Genomic DNA, 19,136 nt, shown 5'->3' with positions numbered 1-19,136 from the left:
AAACAAACGGGCAGCCACAGGGCCGCCTCGGTTGGTGCGGCTTATAGTTCAGCTTTTCCGGCGCGTCAACGCTGCAGCGCTTTCTTTTTGACCGGCGCCTTCGTCATCTCATCGGTTCGTGAAATTCGGCTTCCGCTTGCCGGTGAAGGCCGCCATGCCTTCCTTCTGGTCATCCAGCGCAAACAGCGAATGAAACAGCCGGCGCTCGAACCGCAGACCCTCGGTGAGCGTCGTCTCATAGGCGCGGTTGATGGCCTCCTTTGCCATCATCACCGACGGCAAGGAAAAACTAGCAATCTTGGCCGCTGCCTTAAGCGCTTCCTCGATCAACTCGCCGGCTGGCACCACGCGCGAGACCAGGCCGGAACGCTCGGCCTCGGCTGCGTCCATCATCCGCCCCGTCAGGCACATATCCATCGCCTTCGACTTGCCGACGAAGCGGGTCAGGCGCTGCGATCCGCCCATGCCAGGCATGACGCCCAGCGTAATCTCGGGTTGGCCAAACTTGGCGGTGTCGGCGGCGATGATGAAATCGCACATCATCGCCAGTTCGCAGCCGCCGCCCAGCGCATAGCCCGCCACCGCCGCGATGATCGGCTTTCGTGCCCGCGTAAATTCTTCCCAGCCGACGAAGAAATCCTGCAGATAGGCATCCACATAGGAGATCGACTGCATTTCCTTGATATCTGCACCTGCCGCGAAAGCCTTGTCCGAACCAGTGATGACCATGGCGCCGATGTCGGCATTTGCGCCCATGCTGTTCACCGACGCGACCAGTTCCGCCAGCACTTGTGAATTCAGCGCATTGAGCGCCTGCGGCCGGTTCAGCGTAATCAGCCCGACCTTGCCGCGGGTTTCGACGACGATGGTTTCGTAGCCCATGCTTTGCTCCTCCTCGCTTCTGGTTCAAGCCTGACAGGTTCGGCAGTGGAAAGTCGAGCGACCGCTTTGCACGATACGCTCGATGTGGCCGCGACAACCAGGCTTGGAACAGGCTTCGCCCTCGCGGTCGTACACCGCGAAAGAATGCTGGAAGTAGCCCAACGATCCATCTGTCTGCATAAAATCGCGCAACGACGAGCCGCCGGCGGCGATCGCATCGGCGACGACCGAGCGGATTGCTTCGGCCAGGCTTTCGCTCTGCTCTTTGGCTTTCTTGCCGGCTCTCGCGAGGGTGCCCGCTTCGCGCAGCGGCGACAGGCCTGCCCGCCAAAGCGCTTCCGAGACGTAGATATTGCCTAGCCCGGCGATCAGCCGTTGGTCCAGAAGTGCCGCTTTCAGCGGTGACTTGCGGCCTTTCAGCAACGAAGCGAGCAGCGCGCCATCCAGGGCATTGCCCGTAGGCTCGACGCCTAATCCCGCCAGCATCGGATGCATGTCGGGCTCGCCTTCCGAAAACAGCATAAAGCCGAAGCGGCGCGGGTCGTTGAAGATCACGCGAGAGCGGACGCCGGCAGGTGATACGATATCGAAGACGACGTGATCGTGAGCGGTGTTTTTCGAACGTTCGTAGTGGAACGCGCCGGGCGTTGCGCTCTCGTCGGCCGTTTCGATGCGAAACGACCCCGACATGCCGAGATGGCAGATCAGAACCGGGCCGTTGTCCACGTGCATCGTCAGATATTTGGCACGGCGGCCGAGCGCCGCAATCGTCTTGCCGGTCAGCCGCTCCGAAAATCTCTCGGGGAACGGAAACCGCAAATCCGGCCGGCGTGCCTCGACACCGACAATGCGGGCACCTTCAAGGGCCGGCTGCAGACCGCGCCTGACTGTCTCGACCTCCGGCAGCTCAGGCATGGCCACCTATCGTGGCATGGAAGGAGGTGCCGTGACGGCCGCGCGCCAGCCCGAGATGTTCGGCCACGGTTTCGCCGATGTCGGCAAAAGTTGTCCTCAGTCCGATGTCTGCGCCTTTGAAACCCGGCCGTGTCCCGATAACCGGAATACGCTCGCGCGTGTGGTCGGTGCCGCGCCACGTCGGATCGTTGCCGTGATCGGCGGTCAAAATGAGCAGATCGCCTGGCCTCAGCCCTGCGAATGCCTCGGGCAGGCGCCGGTCGAAAGCTTCGAGTGCGGCGGCATACCCCGCAACGTCGCGCCGATGCCCGAACTCGGTGTCGAAGTCGACAAAATTCGCGAAGACGAGGTCGCCGTCGCGGGCGTCTTCCATGGCACCAAGCGCTTTGTCGAACATCGCCATGTTGCCGGCAGCCTTGCGAACTTCCGAGATCCCCCGATGGGCGAAAATGTCGCCGATCTTGCCGACCGCGATAACCCGGCTGCCGCGCGCCGTCAGCCGGTCGAGCAGCGTCGGTTCCGGCGGCGGTACGGCATAGTCGCGACGATTATGCGTTCGCTCGAACGTGGCGGCGGTTTCACCGATAAACGGCCGTGCGATGACGCGGCCGATATTCAGCGGATCGACGAGCCTGCGCACCACTTTGCAGAACTCGTAAAGCCGTTCCAGGCCGAAATGGACCTCATGCGCGGCGATCTGCAGGACGGAGTCGATCGAGGTGTAACAGATCGGTTTGCCGGTGCGAATATGGTCTTCACCGAACCGTTCGATGATCTCGGTGCCCGGAGCATGGCAATCGCCGAGGATGCCGGGCACCTTCCCTTCACGCACCATTGCTTCGGTCAACTCGGCCGGAAAAGCGGGAATCGTGTCGGGGAAGTAACCCCAGTCGAAACGGACCGGCAGGCCGGCTATTTCCCAATGCCCCGATGGCGTGTCCTTGCCGCTCGAAACCTCTTGGGCCGCGCCGTGAAAGGCGGCGGCAAGCGGGGCACTGCCGCCATTCTCGAACCTGAAATCCGTCGCCGTTGCCGCGGCCTGGCCGAGGCCGAGCGCGAGCATGTTTGGTACGAGAAGGGGTCCGTCACGCAAGCCTTCGCGATCGGCGCGGCCTTCCGCGCAGGCCCGCACGATGTGTGCGAACGTGTTGGAGCCGGTGTCGCCATAGCGTTCGGCATCGGCCGCGCCGCCGATGCCGAAAGAGTCAAGGACAAAAAGGAAGGCGCGTGCCATCGAAAGGTTCATCATTGCCTGTGTGTTGGCTCAGACATAGGGTTCCGCGCCGCCATTGGCAATTCGGAAACCCAAACAGCACGGCTTGGCGTGCTGGTCCGGGAGAGACGAATCGCGGCATGGTCGATCTGCCGATGGAAATGCGCGGCGTGGAGCTCGCATGAGGCCTGCCCTGAAAGCATTCGCTGCCGTACTGGCTTTGCTGCTGGATGCATCTTGCGCAAACCTGGCGCGCGCCGATTGGCGCGATGTTATCGGAACGTTCCGTATCGGTATCGTTGCCGAGCCCGGCGCCGGCAACACTGTTCCAGGTCTCGCGCTGCTGACCGACGCCTATACCAAAGCACTCGGAATGAAGGTGGAGTTTGTCGTTGCCCGCGACTATGCGGCGTTGATCGAGGCGCAGGCCAATGCGCGGATCGAATATGCCATCTATTCGGCATCCGCCTACGCCACGGTCTCCGAACGGTGCGGATGTGTCGAGCCTCTCGCGGCGCCGCTCGATTCCGACGGCGCCAGCGGCATCCGTTCCGTTCTGCTGGCGCGCGACGGGAGGGTTCCCGATCTTACGGCCATGGCAGCCCATCGGGTCGTCATGGCGCCTTCCGACAGCGTCGGTGCTCTGCTGCCGCTTGCCGGGCTGGCTGCGGACGGGGTCAAGGTGGCGGAAGATGCACCGTTTTTGACCCACGCCAATTCGGCTGCCGCAGCTGAAGCGATGCTGGTCGACGGCGTGGCCGATGCGATATTCGGCTGGATGCCGGCTGTGGCCGACGGACTGCCAAATCCTCCTGGCGGCACGGTGGCGAGGCTCGAGGCCGCAGGGTTCTCGAAATCGGCGCTTCAGGTCGTCTGGACGTCAGGCCTGCTGAGATATGGACCGCATGCCGTCCGCAGCGATCTGGACCCCGAAGCCAAGCGCCGGCTCACCGTGTTTCTCACCAATCTCAGATCAACCGCGCCGGACATTTACGATCTTCTGGAGCAGAGACACTCCGGCGGGTTCGCCGTTGCCGGTCCGAGGGACTATGTGCTGGCTGCGGCCATCGTGCGCCTAGTCTCGGCCCGCGGTCGCAAGCATTAGCAACAGCCCGGTTGGCGGGCTTCAGGCGTCAGCAATCGCTACACGGAATGGTCGGGCTCCGGCGCGGCCGCAGATAATAAGTTTCCGCCATCGATATCGAATTGAAGACCGAACTCAACCCGAACCGGCTTTGGCCGTCCGCCGACCAGGTGATGATTGGCTTGTAGGCGAGATCGCTTTCGACCCGAATGAGGAAAGTGCCTTTGATCTTGAGCGCGCTCGGGACCGTTGTGGTGGAATCCTTGACGGCGTCGACGCTAGAGACAGCATCGACCACTTTGCGCGACCACACGACCAGGACTTTCGGCGTCGTCTCGTTCGTCACCTGTATCGCCGTGATAATGATCTTCGGTTTCGAGCGGTTGTAGGGCTGAAGCGTGGAACTGCCGATCGCCATGATGGCATCGACATCGGCCGCCTTGATGGTCTGCTGCTGCGTGACGAGGTCCGCTACCATGCTGCCGATGCGGCTGACCTTCTTGCTGGTCTCGATGGCTTGCGAGGCCTCCATTGTCATAAAGTACATGATCAACAGGACAGGCACGATGAGGGCAAACTCGACAGCCGCAATACCGCGGCGGTCCGAGCAAAGCCGGACTACTCTTGTACAAATCCCTGCGATGCCCAGCTGTGCCCCCGCACGAATCATGGCTTTGCCCTTTTCAAGCGACTACGTGGTTCAGTTGTCGAACGGCTCGTTCTGCCAAGTGATCGAAGCAAAATGCAGCGTTTTGCCGTCCTTCAGGTTGGCCATCGATTTGGCCATGAAGTCGGTCATCACCGGCCATTTGTAAAAAACCCGCAGCATGTTTCTCGACTCCGCCAGGCCAGGTGCGACGGTGAAGGTCTGTGTGCTCGTGCCCTTGGTCAGCACGACATCGCCATCCTGGATCTTGAAACCGGCCAGCGCCGCATCGGCGAAGGTCGGATATTCGCGCAAATCCACCAGCAATCCGGGACAGGTGCTGGCAACCATGATCTCCAATTTTGTGCAGATCATGTCCCGCAGCTTGGTCCCGGACACATCGGCCGGTCTTAGTTGGCCGGTACGCAGTTGGCGCGCGATGTCGTCTGTGGCGTTTGCCATCACTTCCTGTGCGGCAAAAGAAATGCAGCTCTCCAGGATGGCGAAGACAAGAAGCGCGAAAGGAATTGCAAGCATGGCGAATTCGATCGCCGTGCTTCCGCGTCGGTCGCCCAAAAACCGTCCGGGAAAACCTGCTCGTCCTGCCTTGCTCATGTTCTCTACACGCCGATGCCGCTTCTGTATCGGTCCCACCCTTAGTCGGAACCGATTGAAGTCCGGTTGGAATGACCGTTAAATTCAACGGGAAGGCCTTAACCCGGCGATAACCGAAGCACGTTCCCGCCAAAGGCGGAGACGTCGGCTAGCTAATGCCCGGCGCTCATTTCGGCTTCAGAGGCCTTCTCGGCATCGCTCTTATACGAGCTTTCGCAATATGGCGCGCAGGACATGGTCTGTACTTCGGAACGCCGATAGATGCGCACCGACGACGCTGCCTGGCGCACGACGGTTATTTGCTCATCGACGATCGGGTTGCCCTCCTGGTCGAGGACGACGAGATTGGTGACACCAAATCCCTTGCCGGTCAGTACGATCGTCGATGCGTCCTGCACGGAGGCGTCGGCGATCGCCGGATTGCCGACGACAATCGTATCGGCGGCGCGCGACAATTTGATAATCTTTGCCTGGTTCATCGTCACCTCGATGCCGGCGCCGGCCTTGGCTGGAACGGCGAAAGCCGCTGCGGCAAAAAGCACGGCAACTGGAAATGATGATCTCGGCCCGGCCATTGAGGCGCTCCCCTGGCAAACTGTTCAACAGAACATGAACGAGATTGGTGAACCAACCGTTAAGCGGCTGGAGTTCAGGATTAAGCCGGAACCGGTATTTGGGCTCAGCCGGCACGGCTGGAACGTCTTTGCCGAATTGCGCCTTTTGCGCCCTTTTGTCAGCCCGTGGGCCCAGCGGCGGGTATTTTAGTTCTGGGTTAACCACGCAATGTCGTCGAAGCGGGAAAGGAATCGGTAAGCCTGTTTATTAAGCCGATTGAAACAGCTTCTCCTTAGATTTGCAGCATCCGATCAACCACCAAGAGAAGTTGACGGAAGTGCTGTAACAATTGGAGTAGGAGCTCGAATGTCTAACCTCATCGCACGTTTTGTGAAGGACGAATCCGGCGCGACCGCTATCGAATACGGTCTGATCGCCGCTCTTATCGCACTCGCCATCATGGTCGGCGCCGGCCAGCTCGGCAACTCGCTGAACGCCAAGTTCACCGCCATCTCCACTAAGGTGAACGGTAGCTGACCGTAACAGGTTCGGTTGTTCTCAAATAAGGGCCGCAATAAGGGCCGCCGCACTGGCGGCCCTTATTTAGTCCCGGCGTGATTTGAAATTTAGGCCTCGTCAATCATTAATCGAATAGGACTAGGCTGGGGGCCAGATGCAATTTGGTCATAGGCGCGCTGATGCTTGAAGCCGTGATCTTCGTCGTGTTTCCGTTCTGCATGCTTTTTGCCGCGATCTCGGACATGCTTTCGATGACGATCGCCAATCGCGTGCCGGTGTTGCTTGTGGTTGTCTTCGCCTTGGTTGCACCTTTGACCGGCATGGACTGGGCCACCTATGGCTGGCATTTCGCCGCCGCCGGCCTGGTTCTCGCGGTGACGTTCGGCCTGTTCGCGCTGGGCGGCATGGGCGGCGGCGACGCCAAGCTTCTGGCCGCCACTGCCATGTGGATGGGACTGAACATCCATCTCATCGAGTACCTCGTCGCCTCGACATTCATCGGCGGCCTGCTGACGCTAGCCATCCTCGCCTATCGAAAATCGCCGCTTGCCGCCGTCACAAGCCACAATCCGTTCCTGCGCCATTTCGCCGATGAGGCGACCGGCGTTCCGTACGGCATCGCGCTTGGCATTGGCGGTCTGCTCACCTATTCCGACTCGCCGTTGATGGCCTGGGCACTTACCAGGCTGGCGGGCTGAATTTCGCTTTATGCCGTTGGCGCCGAGCAGGCGAGTTGGGCCACGTTTTCCTTCGGGCCGGGCCTGTCGCTCTAATTTATGTAAACGTTAAATTAATCACGATCGTAAGTATAACATTAACCTTGTTTTGACGATTGCCGCTGCAAAGTCCGGCTTGGCTACGTGGTTTGCCAAGGCGAGGTTCGGACAGATGCCAGCATCCCGATTGATTATTCTGAGCGTGGCGATAGCCGCGGCCGGTGGTGCAGGCTATGTCGCGAAGAACATGGTCGTGGCTCCGCCGCCTCCGGTTGTCGATTCCGGTCCTCAGGCGCCGGCGATCGCGCTGCAGGATGTGCTGGTCCTTTCCGGCGACGTTCCGATGGGCAGTCCGCTTGAAAACAACATTTCCTGGGAGTCATGGCCGTCCGCCGGCATCAACGCAAATTTCATCACCCGCGCCGCCGAGCCTGAAGCGCTGGACAAGCTGAAGGGCGCCGTCGCCCGCGTGGCGCTGTACGCCGGCGAGCCGCTGCGGCGCTCGAAGCTGATCGGTGAAGGGCAAAGCTTCATGTCGTCGATCCTGCCCTCCGGCATGCGGGCCGTCGCCACAAGCATCTCGGCGGACACCTCGGCCGGCGGCTTTATTCTTCCCAACGATTTCGTCGACGTCATCATGACCCGCAGAGCCGATCCCGCCAATGGCGGTGGTCCGGGCTTCACGACCGAAACTATCCTGAAGAACATTCGCGTCCTGGCGATCGACCAGACCATTCAGGAGGACGAGGAAGGCAAGAAGACCAGGGTTGGCCAGACCGCCACCCTGGAACTGACGCCGCAGCAGTCCGAGATCATCACCGTCGCACAGCAGATGGCGGATCGCCTGACTCTGGCGCTGCGCTCGATCAAGGACAGTCAGGACAAGAATGTGGGCGAAGCCGACTACCTGGTTTCCGGCAATGGCCGGCGCGGAACGGTGCGGTTGATCAAGTCGGGCGAAGTTTCCGAAGTGGGGGCAAGGAAATGAGTCTAAAAACCAAACTGCCGCTCACGCTGGCTGCGGCGATCGGCCTGTTTCTCCTTGGAACGAATGCATATGGCATCCTCGATGCCAGTGCGGCGAACAATGCCAGGGTCACGGCTTCGACTGCCACCCAGCGGGTCAAGCTCGGGCTCAACAAATCGGTGGTCATCGACCTGCCGAGCGATGCCTATGATATTCTCGTCGCCAACCCCGCTGTAGCCGACGCGGTGACCCGCACCGCCCGGCGTATCTATCTGTTCGGAAAGGCGGTCGGCGAGACCAACATCTTCGTCTTTGGCCCGAATGGCGAGCAGATCGTCAGCCTCGACCTGGCGGTCGAACGTGATGTCGCCGGGCTGGAGGATTATATCAAGCGCTTCATCCCGTCATCGGAGGTCAAGGTCGAGTTGCTGAACGACAACGTCGTTCTGACCGGAACCGTGGACACTCCTCTGGACGCCAAGCGCGCGGCCGATCTGGCAACCATTTTCGTGTCCGGCGGCGAGGCGACCACGGGTCAATATTCGCAGACCGCTGCCGGCGGTTCGGCTGAAGCCGGCGTCGCGATCGATAACCCGGATGCCGAGCGCCGCGTCAGCAAGATCGTCAACCTGCTGCAGATTATCGGCGACGACCAGGTGACGCTGAAGGTGACGGTCGCGGAAGTCAGCCGCTCGGTGATGAAGCAGCTCGGCGTCAACATGGTCGGCAACGGCAGCAGCAACGGCATTAGTTGGGGCGCGGTAAGCGACAATTTCACTGGTTTGGGCAAGTCGCTGTCGAACTCGGGCCTCTCTATCGGCAGCTCGACGCTGCAGGCCTACATCAATGCCATGGAACAGTCCGGCGTCATGAAAACCCTCGCCGAACCAACATTGACGGCCGTATCTGGCGAGAAGGCGACCTTCAAGGTTGGCGGCGAATACAACATGGTGACCAGCGTTTCCCAAGCCGTATCCAACGATAACCAGACCGGTCTGAAGACGTATTCGGTCGAGAAGATCGAATACGGCATTGGCCTGGAATTCCAGCCGGTGGTGCTGTCTCCCGGCCGCATCAGCCTGAAAGTCAGAACCTCGGTCTCCGAGCCGACAACGGAGGGGTCTGTGTCTTTGTCCGAAGGCGTAACAAGCCCGGGCATGAATGCCCTGTCGCTCCGCAAGCGCTTGGCCGACACAACAGTGGAACTGCCTTCGGGCGGCTCGATGATGATTGCCGGCCTTGTCCGCGACGATCTCAGGCAAGCCGTCAACGGCTTGCCTGGTCTGACAAAGATTCCAGTGCTTGGCGCGCTGTTCCGCAGCAGGGATTTCGTCCGCAACGAGACCGAGCTCGTCATCATCATTACGCCCTATCTGGTGAAGCCGGTGGCGCGCAACGATCTTGCCAAGCCGGATGACAATTTCAACGCCGCCAGCGATGGCGCCGGCATTTTCCTTGGCCGCGTCAACCGTGTCTACGGCACCATGCAGACCGACAAGCCCAACGGCCGCTATCACGGCGTTGTCGGCTTCATCTACAAGTAAGCGGGGAAGTGGACATGTCTCAGTCAGTATCGAAGGCAAGGGCGGTCACCGCGATACAGTCCGTCCATTCGCGAATCTGGCGGCCGGCCGTTCCCATCATGGCGATCGCGGTGGCGGCATTGCTGGCCGGCTGCGCCAATCGCGACAGCGTCACGGTGGGTGCCATACCTGACGATTATCGCACCACCCATCCGATCGTCATCGCCGAGAAGATCCAGAAGATCGACCTTCCGGTCGGCGCCGGCGACCGCGGCATGACCAGGTCCCAGCGCGACACGCTCCTGGGCTTTCTGGACGGGTACGACAGGAGCGCAGCTCCGGTACTGACGATCGAGATTCCGAGTGGCTCGGCCAACGAAATCGCAGCGGCCGCGGCCGGCCGCGATTTCGCCAGGCTAGCCATAGCGAGCGGCATCAGCCGGAAGCGGATCGCCATGCGATCCTATCAGTCTGTTTCGGCCGAAGCGTCCGCACCGGTCCGTGTTGCCTACGTCTCGGTTAAGGCTCAGACGGATAGATGCGGGCGCTGGCCCGAAGACCTGCTGCAGACTTCGGAAAACAAGCACTATGCCGATTTCGGCTGTTCGTATCAGAACAACCTGGCTGCCCAGATGGCCAATCCGGCCGATCTGATCGGGCCACGCAAGCCGACGCCGATCGACGCGGAAAATCGCGGCGCGGTGATCGACGTCTATCGTGACAGAGGTATTTCGGACGAATTCCTCGGCAATTCGGAAGTCGAATATTAACGAGTGTTGAGGCTCAACAAACCCTAAGCCGCGCAAGTCACGGAAAGTGATGACAATGAGCAATCTTGCCTATGACACAGAGGTACCGGGCGGCGAAACCTCGGAGCAGGATATTGCCGCGATGCAGGCGTTGCGGCCGATCCCGCGCATTTCGATCCAGGCATTTTGCGAGACCGAAGGCGTAGCCAATCCGGTCGAGCGCGCCGGCGAGGATCGCCGCATGGCCAAGGCACATTTGAAGGTGCATATGGGGGGCATCCCCACCGCCATCGAATTCTATCAGTCTGCGCCGACACCGAACCTGATCCTGCTTGAATCGCGCAGCGAGCCGAAGCTGTTGCTGGAACAACTCGCCCAGCTTTCCGAGCATTGTGATCCGACCTCCAAGGTGGTGGTTGTCGGCCACTACAACGATGTCGGCCTGTACCGCGAACTCATCCGTTCGGGCATTTCCGAATATGTCATCGCGCCCGTATCGATGGCCGACATCGTCAGCGTGGTGTCTTCGATCTTCGTCGATCCGGAAGCTGAGCCGATCGGCCGCTCGATTGCCTTCATCGGCGCCAAGGGCGGCGTCGGCTCCTCGACCATTGCCCATAATGTGGCCTGGGCCATGTCGTCCCTTTTCAAATCCGAAGTGGTTGTCGCCGATCTCGACCTCGCTTTCGGAACGGCCAATATCAATTTCGACCAGGATCCGGCGCAAGGCATTGCCGAGGCGGTCTTCTCGCCGGAACGCGTCGACGAGGTCTATCTCGACCGGCTGCTCGCCCAATGCGCCGAGCACCTGTCGCTGCTTGCGGCACCTTCGACCCTGGAGCGGGTCTACGATTTCGATCCTGACGCCTTCACCCAGCTTATCGACATAGCCCAGCGTAGCGCGCCGCTCCTCGTGCTCGATGTTCCCCACGTGTGGGCCGGCTGGACCAAGAACACGCTGGTCAAGGCCGACGAGATCGTCATCACGGCGACGCCCGAACTGGCCAATCTGCGAAACACAAAGAACCTGGTCGACATGCTGAAGCGGCTTCGTCCGAACGATCCTGCGCCAAAGCTTGTAATCAACCAGGCCGGTGTGCCGAAACGTCCCGAGATTACGCCGTCCGACTTCTCCGAATCGCTCGGCCTTTCGCCGATGTCGATCATCCCGTTCGAGCCGCTTTTGTTCGGAAATGCTGCCAACAATGGACGTATGCTCGGTGAAATGGATGCCAAGAGTCCGGTCGTCGCCATGATCAACGAGATCGCCCATGTGCTGACAGGGCGCAGCGAAATCAAGGTGAAGAAAAAGGCTGGGCTCGGCAACCTGATCGGCAAGCTTTCGCGCAACAAGAAGTGATGCCTCAGCGGTGGAATTGGTAAGCGATCATGTTTGGTAAAAGAGGCAGCGACGACGGCAACCGGACCATTCCGGAATTCCGTCAGCCAGCACCCGCACCTGCTGCGCCGGCGGCCGCGAACCCTGTGGAAGCTGCTGTCACTGCCAGGCCGGCGGCGCTGCCGCCATCCGGCGCGCCTGCCGCGCCGGCGGTTCGCCGTGCGGTCGAGCCGCCGCCATTGGCCCCGGAGCCGAAAACTATCCAGCGCCAAAAGAGCGAAACCTACTACGACACCAAAAGCCAGGTCTTCGCCGCACTCATCGATACGATCGATCTGTCGCAGCTCGCCAAGCTCGATCCCGAAAGCGCGCGCGAGGAAATCCGCGACATTGTCAACGACATCATCGCGATCAAGAATTTCGCGATGTCCATCGCTGAGCAGGAAGAGCTTCTCGAGGATATCTGCAACGACGTTTTGGGCTACGGGCCGCTGGAGCCACTGCTTGCTCGCGACGATATTGCCGACATCATGGTCAATGGCTCCAAGAACGTCTACATCGAAGTCAACGGCAAGGTCGAGCAGACCGGCATCCGTTTCCGCGACAACCAGCAGCTCCTCAACATCTGCCAGCGTATCGTCAGCCAAGTCGGCCGCCGCGTCGATGAATCAAGCCCGATCTGCGATGCGCGTCTTCCTGATGGCTCCCGTGTCAACGTCATCGCACCGCCCCTGGCTATCGACGGCACCGCACTTACCATCCGCAAGTTCAAGAAGGACAAGCTGACGCTCGACCAGCTGGTCAAGTTCGGCTCGATTTCGCCGCAAGGGGCCGAGATTCTCAAGATCATCGGCCGTGTCCGCTGCAACATTGTCATCTCGGGCGGTACCGGCTCAGGCAAGACGACGCTGCTCAATTGTCTGACCAACTATATCGACCGCGAGGAACGCGTCATCACCTGCGAGGACTCAGCTGAGCTGCAATTGCAGCAGCCACATGTGGTGCGTCTCGAAACCCGTCCGCCCAACCTCGAAGGCGAGGGCGAAGTGACCATGCGCGACCTGGTCAAGAACTGTCTGCGCATGCGCCCCGAACGTATTATCGTCGGCGAAGTGCGCGGACCCGAAGTGTTCGACCTGCTGCAGGCGATGAACACCGGCCATGACGGCTCGATGGGAACGATCCACTCGAACAGCCCGCGCGAATGCCTCAACCGTATAGAGTCGATGATCGCCATGGGCGGCTACACGCTGCCGCAAAAAACCGTGCGCGAAATCGTCGTCGGCTCCGTCGACGTGATCATACAGGCTGCACGCCTGCGCGACGGATCGCGGCGCATCACCCACATCACCGAGGTGATCGGCATGGAGGGTGACGTCATCATCACCCAGGACATCGTTCTCTATAACATCAAGGGCGAGGACGCGAACGGCAGGCTGCTGGGCGAGCACGTGTCGACTGGCATCGGCCGTCCGCATTTCTGGGAGCGCGCCCGCTATTACGGCGAGGAGCAGCGCCTCGCCGTTGCGCTAGAGGCAATGGAGAAACGCGCTGACTGATCCGTCTGGAAGCCTGGGGGCCAGGGTCGATGTTCGGAATTGACGGCACCGCATTGGCATTCGTCGTGCTCGCCGGCTTCAGCGCCGGCGCTGTGGCCTATGCTTTCCTGTTCAACCGGATCAGCACCGAGAAGCAGGTCGGCAAGCGGCTTGAATCGATCAAGACCGCCGAGACGGATCGTTCCGTCGTCAAGGCTTCGCGCGATCGCGTGGCGGAAGCGGCCAAGCGTCGCAAGTCCGTCCAGGATTCGCTGAAGGATCTCGATCAAAAGCAAAAGTCCAATCAGAGCCTGGTCAAGAAACCACCGCTGAAGATCCAAATCCGTCAGGCCGGCATGAAGATCTCGCTTGAGCGCTTCTATGTCTACTCGGCGGTCTGCGGCATCGTCTTGACGGCTCTTGTCTATTTCATCGGCGCACCGTTGCTGGTCTTGCCGGCTGCGCTGCTGGTCGGCGTTTTGGGTCTCCCCCGCTGGTTCGTCTCGTTTCGCCGCGCGCACCGCGTCAAGGCGTTCCTCAACGAATTTCCGAACGCGCTCGATATCATCGTGCGTGCGGTAAAATCCGGCCTGCCGCTGAACGATGCCGTGCGCCTGATCGCCAACGAATCCCCCGAACCGGTCAAGACCGAGTTCCGCCGCATAGTCGATTCGCAGCAAATGGGTTTGTCGATCCCCGACGCGGCCATGCGCATGCCCGAAACGATGCCGTGCACCGAGGCGAGCTTCTTCGGCATCGTCATCCAGATCCAGTCTCAGGCCGGCGGCAATCTTTCCGAAGCGCTGGGCAATCTTTCGCGTGTACTTCGCGACCGCAAGAAAATGAAAGCCAAGGTCCAGGCGTTGTCCATGGAAGCCAAGGCATCCGCCGTGATCATCGGCGCGTTGCCTTTCGTCGTCGCCTTTCTCGTCTATTTGACGAGCCCGAACTACATCATGCCCCTCTTCGTCACCAGCACCGGCCATCTGATCCTCGGTTGTTCCGGCATCTGGATGTCGATGGGCGTCCTGGTAATGCGCAAGATGATGAACTTCGAAGTCTAGGACTCGCGTATGACCGATCACGTCATCAGAACTCTCACCGACCCGTCCCTGCTGATCGCACTGCTGGTCGGCATCGCGGTGTTTGCGACCGTCTTCACGCTGCTGCCCGCCTTTGGCGGGAACCAGCTCAAGGCGCGCATGAAATCCGTAGCGCTGGAGCGCGATGAGCTGCGCGCCAAGCAGCGCGCGCGACTGGCAGTCGAAGCCGACCGCCGCCGCAAGGGCCTGCGCGAAGAACAGTCGGTCGGCATGCGCAATATTGTCGATCGCCTGGATCTCAGGCGTGCGCTGGCGGATGAAGGTACCTTGCAGAAATTGAAAGTGGCGGGTTTTCGCGGGCAAAATCCGCTGACGCGCTTCCTTTTCTTCCGTCTCGTCCTGCCCTTCATAGGCTTTGCATTGGCGGCGATGTATCTGTTCGTGCTCGGAGGATTGCCGGAGCAGCCGATTTTCGTGAAGCTGTTCGTGTGCATCGTGGTTGCCTATGCGGGGTTCTACGCACCGGTGCTCTACGTCAACAACCGCGCTACCAAGCGCAAGCAGTCGATCCAGATGGCGTGGCCGGACGCGCTCGACCTGTTGCTGATATGCGTCGAGTCCGGCATGTCGGTGGAAGCAGCGCTTCGCAAGGTCGCCGATGAGATCGGCGCGCAATCGGTGGCATTGGCGGAAGAATTCATCCTGACCAACGCCGAACTTTCCTATCTCCAGGAGCGCAAGCAGGCCTACGAGAACCTTGCAAGCCGAACCGGCCTGGAATCCGTCAGGTCGGTGTCCCAGGCGTTGGTTCAGGCTGAGCGCTACGGTACGCCCGTGGCGCATGCGTTGCGCGTGCTTGCCAGTGAGAGCCGCGACATGCGCATGAATGCCGCCGAGAAGAAGGCGGCCGCGCTGCCGCCGAAGCTCACCGTGCCGATGATCCTGTTCTTCCTGCCGGTACTGTTCGCCATCATTCTGGGTCCCGCCGGCATCCAGGTGAGCCAGCGCGGCATCTTTGGCGACCAGCCGAAATCCAGCAGCGAGTAGCGCCAGCCGCGTCGCCACAAAGCTGATATGATTCAGAGCCGCGCTGCCGGTGCAGCGCGGCTCTTTGCGTTTGACATGTTGCGGAATTTCGCGCGCCGGTTCGGCGCTCGAGCCAGTCAGTTGGTGGCGGGCTTTGCCTTGTCCTGCTCCTTGAGCTGGCTCCAGGCATTCTGCTGTGCCAGCATCTGGCGAAGGTAAGCGACGTTCGCCTGCGCCTGATCCGGCGACAGCTCTTGCGAGGCGATCTTCTCGGCCTCGTCGAAACGGCCTTGCAGACCGACGACCAGCGCCAGGTTCTGGCGGACACGGCTGTCGGCATTCGGCTGCTGGGCGGCCGAGCGCATATAGGTTTCGGCCGTGCGCAAATCGCCTTCCAGCACGTACGACATGCCGAGATTGGAAAGGATCGTCGGTTCGTTCGGCCTGAGGTCCAGCGCCTTGCGATAGCCTTGGCGCGCCTCATCCTTTTGGCCGAGCTGGTCGAGAATGGCAGCTTCCGCCGATACCAGTTTCCAATCAGGATATTCGGGGGTCTGCGCGCGGCGCACGGCATCGAGAGCCGGCTCGAACTGTCCGTTGGCGGCAAGCGCCTTGCCATAGGCGGCGAGCACGTCGCGATCCTTCGGCAAGGCGATCGCCAGCTTGCGCATCACCGCAAGCGACTGGTCTGCGTCGCCGTCCATCTGCAGCGCCGCGGCATAGTTTGTCGCGATCCGCTTGTCGGTGGGGTTTTTCGAATAGGACTGGCCGAGCGCCATCGTAGCGTTGTGCAGTTCGCCCGCCGACATTGTTTCCAGCGGCTTGCCGCTTGGACGAGAAATCGAGCCAGTCGTCAATTTGCTGGTTCCGCAGCCGGCGACGCCTGCAGCAAGCACCATCATCAACGCCGTGGTGATCAGCCTATTTGCGCTGGCGTTCATCCTGCGGTTGGTCGGCATCGGCACCAGGGCTCCGTTCATCGCGTGACCATTTGCGTGGCCATCTTCCCTCCCGCAGAAATATTCTGTTAACCCTAACGGAGAGTTAAGAAACGCCGACTCGGAAGCCCGGAGACCAGCGAATGCCTGTCGAACTCGTCGAGAAAGAATTGAGCAATGCGCTGCCGGTTCATCTGGTAGCGAAGGATGCTCTGGCGGCGGCGGGCCTTGCGCCATCCTCGGTCGCCTGGGCCAAGGCCAACGGCTTTTCCGGCGAGGCCGGCAGGACGGTGATCGTGCCTGGCGACAACGGCGCGATTGCCGGAGCCCTGTTCGGCACCGGTGATGGCGAGGGCGCACTGGCCATCGGCGCACTTGCGAGAGCCTTGCCCGAAGGCGACTGGCATTTTGCGTCGGCACCCGCCAAGCCGGAGCTTACGGCACTCGCCGTGGCGCTCGGCGGCTATGTCTTCACCCGCTACGGCAAGAGGCCAGGCAAGACGCTGCGCCTCGCGCTGCCGGCTGGCACCGACGTCGCCCGCATCCGCCGCCTCGCCGATGGCATTTTCCTGGCGCGCGATCTGGTTAACACGCCGACCAGCGATATGGGTCCCGGGCAGTTGGAGAAAGCCGCCCGGACCTTGGCCGCGACGCACAAGGCCGAAATATCGGTGACCAAGGGCGACGATCTTCTTACCGCCAACTTTCCGATGATCCACGCCGTCGGTCGGGCTTCTGCCGACGCGCCTCGCCTGATCGACATGATTTGGGGGCCGAACAATGCCCCCAAGATAACGCTGGTGGGCAAGGGCGTCTGCTTCGATACAGGCGGCCTCGACATCAAGCCGTCCTCGGGCATGCTTTTGATGAAGAAGGACATGGGCGGCGCTGCCAACGTGCTGGGCCTCGCTTCCATGATTATGGCCGCCGGGCTGAAAGTCCGCCTGCGCGTGCTCATTCCCGCTGTCGAGAATTCGATAGCCGGCAACGCCTTCCGGCCAGGCGACGTGCTGGTGAGCCGCAAGGGCATCACCGTCGAAATCGGCAACACCGACGCCGAAGGACGGCTGGTGCTCGCCGATGCCTTGGCCTTGGCCGATGACGAGGAGCCGCAGATGCTGGTCGATATGGCAACGCTGACAGGCGCTGCCCGTGTTGCGCTCGGTCCCGACTTGCCGCCGTTCTATACCGGTGACGAGGCGCTTGCATCCGAGCTGGCGGACGCCTCCGTTGCGGTCGAGGATCCGCTGTGGCGCATGCCGTTGTGGAAGCCCTATGACGCCAAGCTGGCGTCGAAGGTGGCCGACATCAACAACGTCACATCGGACGGTTTCGCCGGCTCGATCACCGCGGCGCTTTTCCTGAAGCGCTTCGTGGAAAAGACCGCCGGCTGGGCGCATTTCGACATCTTCGCCTGGAACCCGTCCGATCGCCCGCACGGCCTTGCCGGTGGCGAGGCGCAAGGCATCAGGGCGCTGGAGCGGGTCATTTCGAACCGCTTCGGCTGATGTCTCGGGCATAGCCGACGAAAGTATTGACTGAAACGGAACCGAAACAATTTTCCGTCATGCTGGCCGGATGTCGATTATCATGCGTCCAAGCCAGGCCTTGCGACTGTGGCAGCAGGTGGTGCTGTCGGAGGTGCGCGACGACGCGCCCGACCTTACCATGCGCCAGACGGCGATCCTGTTCACCATCTATCTCGATCCGCCGCCACACACGGTGCGCGGGCTCGCTGCCCGCCTCAACGTCACCAAGCCGGTGATCACCCGTGCGCTCGATACGATGGGGGCGCTGAAACTGGTGTCGCGCCACCGCGACGAGCTGGACAAGCGAAACGTGCTGGTGAGGCGCACAGTCGAAGGCGCGCTCTTTGTCGAGCGCTTTGGCGATGTTATCATTGCCAGAGCCCAAGAGTTGCCCATTTGACCAAATTGTCCATTTGAACGAGTTGCCGATTTGACCGCCAGGGATGCCCGCCTCCATGCCTTCCGCTCCGATCTCGCCGACGCCAGGCTGAGAGGCGAGATTTCCGCCGACCGTTTCGTCGCCGGCCGGCCGGCTCGCATCACCGCTTCCGTCGCAGACATCCGCAAGGCGCCGCGGCCGGATGCCGGCGTCAACACACAGCTTCTGTTCGGCGACGATATTCTCGTCTTCGAGGACGCCGAAGGCTGGGCCTGGATCCAGGCCGAACGCGACGGTTATGTCGGCTATGTCGCCGACACGGCACTGGGCGCGCGGGACCATGCGCCGACCCATGTCGTTTCGGTGCCGCGCACCTTTCTCTATCCAGGACCCGACTTGCGCTTCCCGGTGAGCGGACAGCTCTCGATGGGATCGTTGGTGACGGTGACGGGCTCAGCCGAAACGCGCGGCACGCATTATGCGCTGTTGCCGTCCGGCCAGGCGGTCATCTCGGGTCATCTCAGGCCTGTCGCCGAGGCAGCCGCCGACTACGTTGCTGTTGCCGAGAGCTTTCTCGGCACGCCCTATTTGTGGGGCGGCGCCTCGGGCTTCGGCATCGACTGTTCCGGCCTGGTGCAGCTTGCGATGCACATGGCTGGCAGGCAAGTGCTGCGCGACACCGACATGCAGGCGGCGACCATCGGCGAGCCGCTCGACCCCGGGCCGGATTTTGCCGGGTTGCGGCGCGGCGACCTGGTCTTCTGGAAAGGTCACGTCGCTGTTATGACCGACGCAGAGGCGATGATCCACGCCAACGGGCACACCATGCTGGTATCGCGTGAGGGGTTGAAGGAAGCGATCGCCCGTATCGGCTATCTCTATGGCGGCCCGACCGGGTTTCGCCGGCCGTAACGCGAATCGATCACCTTTTGTTCCGATTCTGCTTGGCGATTGCGCGTC

At 61.3% G+C, this 19,136-nt stretch carries 20 protein-coding genes; 13 read left to right on the top strand and 7 right to left on the bottom strand.

Features of this window, described 5'->3' with window-relative positions; all coding sequences use genetic code 11:
* Window positions 1–108: 108 nt before the first annotated feature.
* From NKI95_RS08335 to NKI95_RS08325, 3 genes are read right to left on the bottom strand one after another with little or no spacing between them, the layout of a single operon-like run.
* A complete protein-coding gene (locus NKI95_RS08335) occupies window positions 109–882 on the bottom strand; it encodes an enoyl-CoA hydratase (RefSeq protein ID WP_352715774.1) in 774 nt (257 codons plus the stop codon).
* A gap of 24 nt (window positions 883–906) precedes the next feature.
* On the bottom strand, window positions 907–1,797 hold the full coding sequence (mutM, locus tag NKI95_RS08330) for a bifunctional DNA-formamidopyrimidine glycosylase/DNA-(apurinic or apyrimidinic site) lyase (protein WP_352715772.1): 891 nt from the start codon (window positions 1,795–1,797) through the stop codon (window positions 907–909).
* On the bottom strand, window positions 1,790–3,031 hold the full coding sequence (locus NKI95_RS08325) for a phosphopentomutase (protein ID WP_352715769.1): 1,242 nt from the start codon (window positions 3,029–3,031) through the stop codon (window positions 1,790–1,792). The genes mutM and NKI95_RS08325 overlap by 8 nt, the downstream gene beginning before the upstream one ends.
* A gap of 160 nt (window positions 3,032–3,191) precedes the next feature.
* Here NKI95_RS08325 and NKI95_RS08320 point away from each other — a divergent pair, with 160 nt between their 5' ends.
* The gene (locus tag NKI95_RS08320; RefSeq protein ID WP_352715768.1) at window positions 3,192–4,115 is read left to right on the top strand and encodes a phosphate/phosphite/phosphonate ABC transporter substrate-binding protein; all 924 of its coding nucleotides are present in this window, start codon (window positions 3,192–3,194) and stop codon (window positions 4,113–4,115) included.
* A gap of 28 nt (window positions 4,116–4,143) precedes the next feature.
* Here the strand turns inward: NKI95_RS08320 and NKI95_RS08315 are convergent, their stop codons facing one another.
* The 3 genes from NKI95_RS08315 to NKI95_RS08305 all read right to left on the bottom strand — a co-directional run bounded on the left by NKI95_RS08315 (window position 4,144) and on the right by NKI95_RS08305 (window position 5,930).
* Complete coding sequence (locus NKI95_RS08315; protein ID WP_352715766.1) at window positions 4,144–4,764, bottom strand: TadE/TadG family type IV pilus assembly protein; 621 nt, start codon at window positions 4,762–4,764, stop codon at window positions 4,144–4,146.
* 30 nt (window positions 4,765–4,794) lie between these two features.
* The gene (locus NKI95_RS08310) at window positions 4,795–5,355 is read right to left on the bottom strand and encodes a TadE/TadG family type IV pilus assembly protein (RefSeq protein ID WP_352464859.1); all 561 of its coding nucleotides are present in this window, start codon (window positions 5,353–5,355) and stop codon (window positions 4,795–4,797) included.
* A 152-nt stretch (window positions 5,356–5,507) separates the two neighbouring features.
* Entirely contained in the window at window positions 5,508–5,930 is a 423-nt protein-coding gene (locus NKI95_RS08305; RefSeq protein WP_352715763.1) for a pilus assembly protein N-terminal domain-containing protein, read from the bottom strand.
* A 346-nt stretch (window positions 5,931–6,276) separates the two neighbouring features.
* Here NKI95_RS08305 and NKI95_RS08300 point away from each other — a divergent pair, with 346 nt between their 5' ends.
* From NKI95_RS08300 to NKI95_RS08260, 9 genes are all read left to right on the top strand, one after another.
* A complete protein-coding gene (locus NKI95_RS08300) occupies window positions 6,277–6,447 on the top strand; it encodes a Flp family type IVb pilin (RefSeq protein ID WP_023676929.1) in 171 nt (56 codons plus the stop codon).
* 161 nt (window positions 6,448–6,608) lie between these two features.
* A complete protein-coding gene (locus NKI95_RS08295; protein WP_023676930.1) occupies window positions 6,609–7,127 on the top strand; it encodes an A24 family peptidase in 519 nt (172 codons plus the stop codon).
* A 190-nt stretch (window positions 7,128–7,317) separates the two neighbouring features.
* Window positions 7,318–8,133 (top strand): Flp pilus assembly protein CpaB, encoded by an 816-nt coding sequence (cpaB, locus tag NKI95_RS08290; protein ID WP_023676931.1) that lies wholly within the window; start codon window positions 7,318–7,320, stop codon window positions 8,131–8,133.
* A complete protein-coding gene (locus tag NKI95_RS08285; RefSeq protein WP_352715760.1) occupies window positions 8,130–9,656 on the top strand; it encodes a type II and III secretion system protein family protein in 1,527 nt (508 codons plus the stop codon). Before cpaB ends, NKI95_RS08285 begins: the two co-directional genes overlap by 4 nt.
* Window positions 9,657–9,670: 14 nt before the next feature.
* A complete protein-coding gene (locus NKI95_RS08280; RefSeq protein ID WP_352715757.1) occupies window positions 9,671–10,405 on the top strand; it encodes a CpaD family pilus assembly protein in 735 nt (244 codons plus the stop codon).
* 55 nt (window positions 10,406–10,460) lie between these two features.
* Window positions 10,461–11,744, top strand: coding sequence for a CpaE/TadZ family protein (locus NKI95_RS08275; protein WP_352464866.1), 1,284 nt, complete (start codon window positions 10,461–10,463; stop codon window positions 11,742–11,744).
* 29 nt (window positions 11,745–11,773) lie between these two features.
* The gene (locus tag NKI95_RS08270) at window positions 11,774–13,282 is read left to right on the top strand and encodes a TadA family conjugal transfer-associated ATPase (RefSeq protein WP_352715754.1); all 1,509 of its coding nucleotides are present in this window, start codon (window positions 11,774–11,776) and stop codon (window positions 13,280–13,282) included.
* Window positions 13,283–13,311: 29 nt separating this feature from the next.
* The gene (locus NKI95_RS08265) at window positions 13,312–14,325 is read left to right on the top strand and encodes a type II secretion system F family protein (RefSeq protein WP_352715752.1); all 1,014 of its coding nucleotides are present in this window, start codon (window positions 13,312–13,314) and stop codon (window positions 14,323–14,325) included.
* A 9-nt stretch (window positions 14,326–14,334) separates the two neighbouring features.
* A complete protein-coding gene (locus NKI95_RS08260) occupies window positions 14,335–15,351 on the top strand; it encodes a type II secretion system F family protein (protein WP_352715749.1) in 1,017 nt (338 codons plus the stop codon).
* A gap of 116 nt (window positions 15,352–15,467) precedes the next feature.
* Here the strand turns inward: NKI95_RS08260 and NKI95_RS08255 are convergent, their stop codons facing one another.
* Window positions 15,468–16,289: a tetratricopeptide repeat protein gene (locus tag NKI95_RS08255; protein WP_352715853.1), complete on the bottom strand. Its 822-nt coding sequence runs from the start codon at window positions 16,287–16,289 to the stop codon at window positions 15,468–15,470.
* Window positions 16,290–16,411: 122 nt separating this feature from the next.
* Here NKI95_RS08255 and NKI95_RS08250 point away from each other — a divergent pair, with 122 nt between their 5' ends.
* From NKI95_RS08250 to NKI95_RS08240, 3 genes are all read left to right on the top strand, one after another.
* The gene (locus tag NKI95_RS08250) at window positions 16,412–17,776 is read left to right on the top strand and encodes a leucyl aminopeptidase family protein (RefSeq protein WP_352715746.1); all 1,365 of its coding nucleotides are present in this window, start codon (window positions 16,412–16,414) and stop codon (window positions 17,774–17,776) included.
* 70 nt (window positions 17,777–17,846) lie between these two features.
* Window positions 17,847–18,197 (top strand): MarR family winged helix-turn-helix transcriptional regulator, encoded by a 351-nt coding sequence (locus NKI95_RS08245; protein WP_023676939.1) that lies wholly within the window; start codon window positions 17,847–17,849, stop codon window positions 18,195–18,197.
* 30 nt (window positions 18,198–18,227) lie between these two features.
* A complete protein-coding gene (locus tag NKI95_RS08240; RefSeq protein WP_352715744.1) occupies window positions 18,228–19,088 on the top strand; it encodes a C40 family peptidase in 861 nt (286 codons plus the stop codon).
* Window positions 19,089–19,136 lie beyond the last annotated feature (48 nt).

It is taken from the genome of Mesorhizobium sp. M0306 (genome assembly GCF_040321655.1).
GTDB lineage: Bacteria > Pseudomonadota > Alphaproteobacteria > Rhizobiales > Rhizobiaceae > Mesorhizobium.
The sequence above is the reverse complement of the archived record's forward strand: the minus strand, read 5'-3'. Positions and strand labels throughout refer to the sequence as shown.

Bases quoted from the DNA above. Each gene is read 5' to 3' on its own strand.
- NKI95_RS08335 (WP_352715774.1), bottom strand. From the start codon at position 882: ATGGGCTACGAAACCATCGTCGTCGAAACCCGCGGCAAGGTCGGGCTG.
- mutM (WP_352715772.1), bottom strand. From the start codon at position 1,797: ATGCCTGAGCTGCCGGAGGTCGAGACAGTCAGGCGCGGTCTGCAGCCG.
- NKI95_RS08325 (WP_352715769.1), bottom strand. From the start codon at position 3,031: ATGGCACGCGCCTTCCTTTTTGTCCTTGACTCTTTCGGCATCGGCGGC.
- NKI95_RS08320 (WP_352715768.1), top strand. From the start codon at position 3,192: ATGAGGCCTGCCCTGAAAGCATTCGCTGCCGTACTGGCTTTGCTGCTG.
- NKI95_RS08315 (WP_352715766.1), bottom strand. From the start codon at position 4,764: ATGATTCGTGCGGGGGCACAGCTGGGCATCGCAGGGATTTGTACAAGA.
- NKI95_RS08310 (WP_352464859.1), bottom strand. From the start codon at position 5,355: ATGAGCAAGGCAGGACGAGCAGGTTTTCCCGGACGGTTTTTGGGCGAC.
- NKI95_RS08305 (WP_352715763.1), bottom strand. From the start codon at position 5,930: ATGGCCGGGCCGAGATCATCATTTCCAGTTGCCGTGCTTTTTGCCGCA.
- NKI95_RS08300 (WP_023676929.1), top strand. From the start codon at position 6,277: ATGTCTAACCTCATCGCACGTTTTGTGAAGGACGAATCCGGCGCGACC.
- NKI95_RS08295 (WP_023676930.1), top strand. From the start codon at position 6,609: ATGCTTGAAGCCGTGATCTTCGTCGTGTTTCCGTTCTGCATGCTTTTT.
- cpaB (WP_023676931.1), top strand. From the start codon at position 7,318: ATGCCAGCATCCCGATTGATTATTCTGAGCGTGGCGATAGCCGCGGCC.
- NKI95_RS08285 (WP_352715760.1), top strand. From the start codon at position 8,130: ATGAGTCTAAAAACCAAACTGCCGCTCACGCTGGCTGCGGCGATCGGC.
- NKI95_RS08280 (WP_352715757.1), top strand. From the start codon at position 9,671: ATGTCTCAGTCAGTATCGAAGGCAAGGGCGGTCACCGCGATACAGTCC.
- NKI95_RS08275 (WP_352464866.1), top strand. From the start codon at position 10,461: ATGAGCAATCTTGCCTATGACACAGAGGTACCGGGCGGCGAAACCTCG.
- NKI95_RS08270 (WP_352715754.1), top strand. From the start codon at position 11,774: ATGTTTGGTAAAAGAGGCAGCGACGACGGCAACCGGACCATTCCGGAA.
- NKI95_RS08265 (WP_352715752.1), top strand. From the start codon at position 13,312: ATGTTCGGAATTGACGGCACCGCATTGGCATTCGTCGTGCTCGCCGGC.
- NKI95_RS08260 (WP_352715749.1), top strand. From the start codon at position 14,335: ATGACCGATCACGTCATCAGAACTCTCACCGACCCGTCCCTGCTGATC.
- NKI95_RS08255 (WP_352715853.1), bottom strand. From the start codon at position 16,289: ATGCCGACCAACCGCAGGATGAACGCCAGCGCAAATAGGCTGATCACC.
- NKI95_RS08250 (WP_352715746.1), top strand. From the start codon at position 16,412: ATGCCTGTCGAACTCGTCGAGAAAGAATTGAGCAATGCGCTGCCGGTT.
- NKI95_RS08245 (WP_023676939.1), top strand. From the start codon at position 17,847: ATGTCGATTATCATGCGTCCAAGCCAGGCCTTGCGACTGTGGCAGCAG.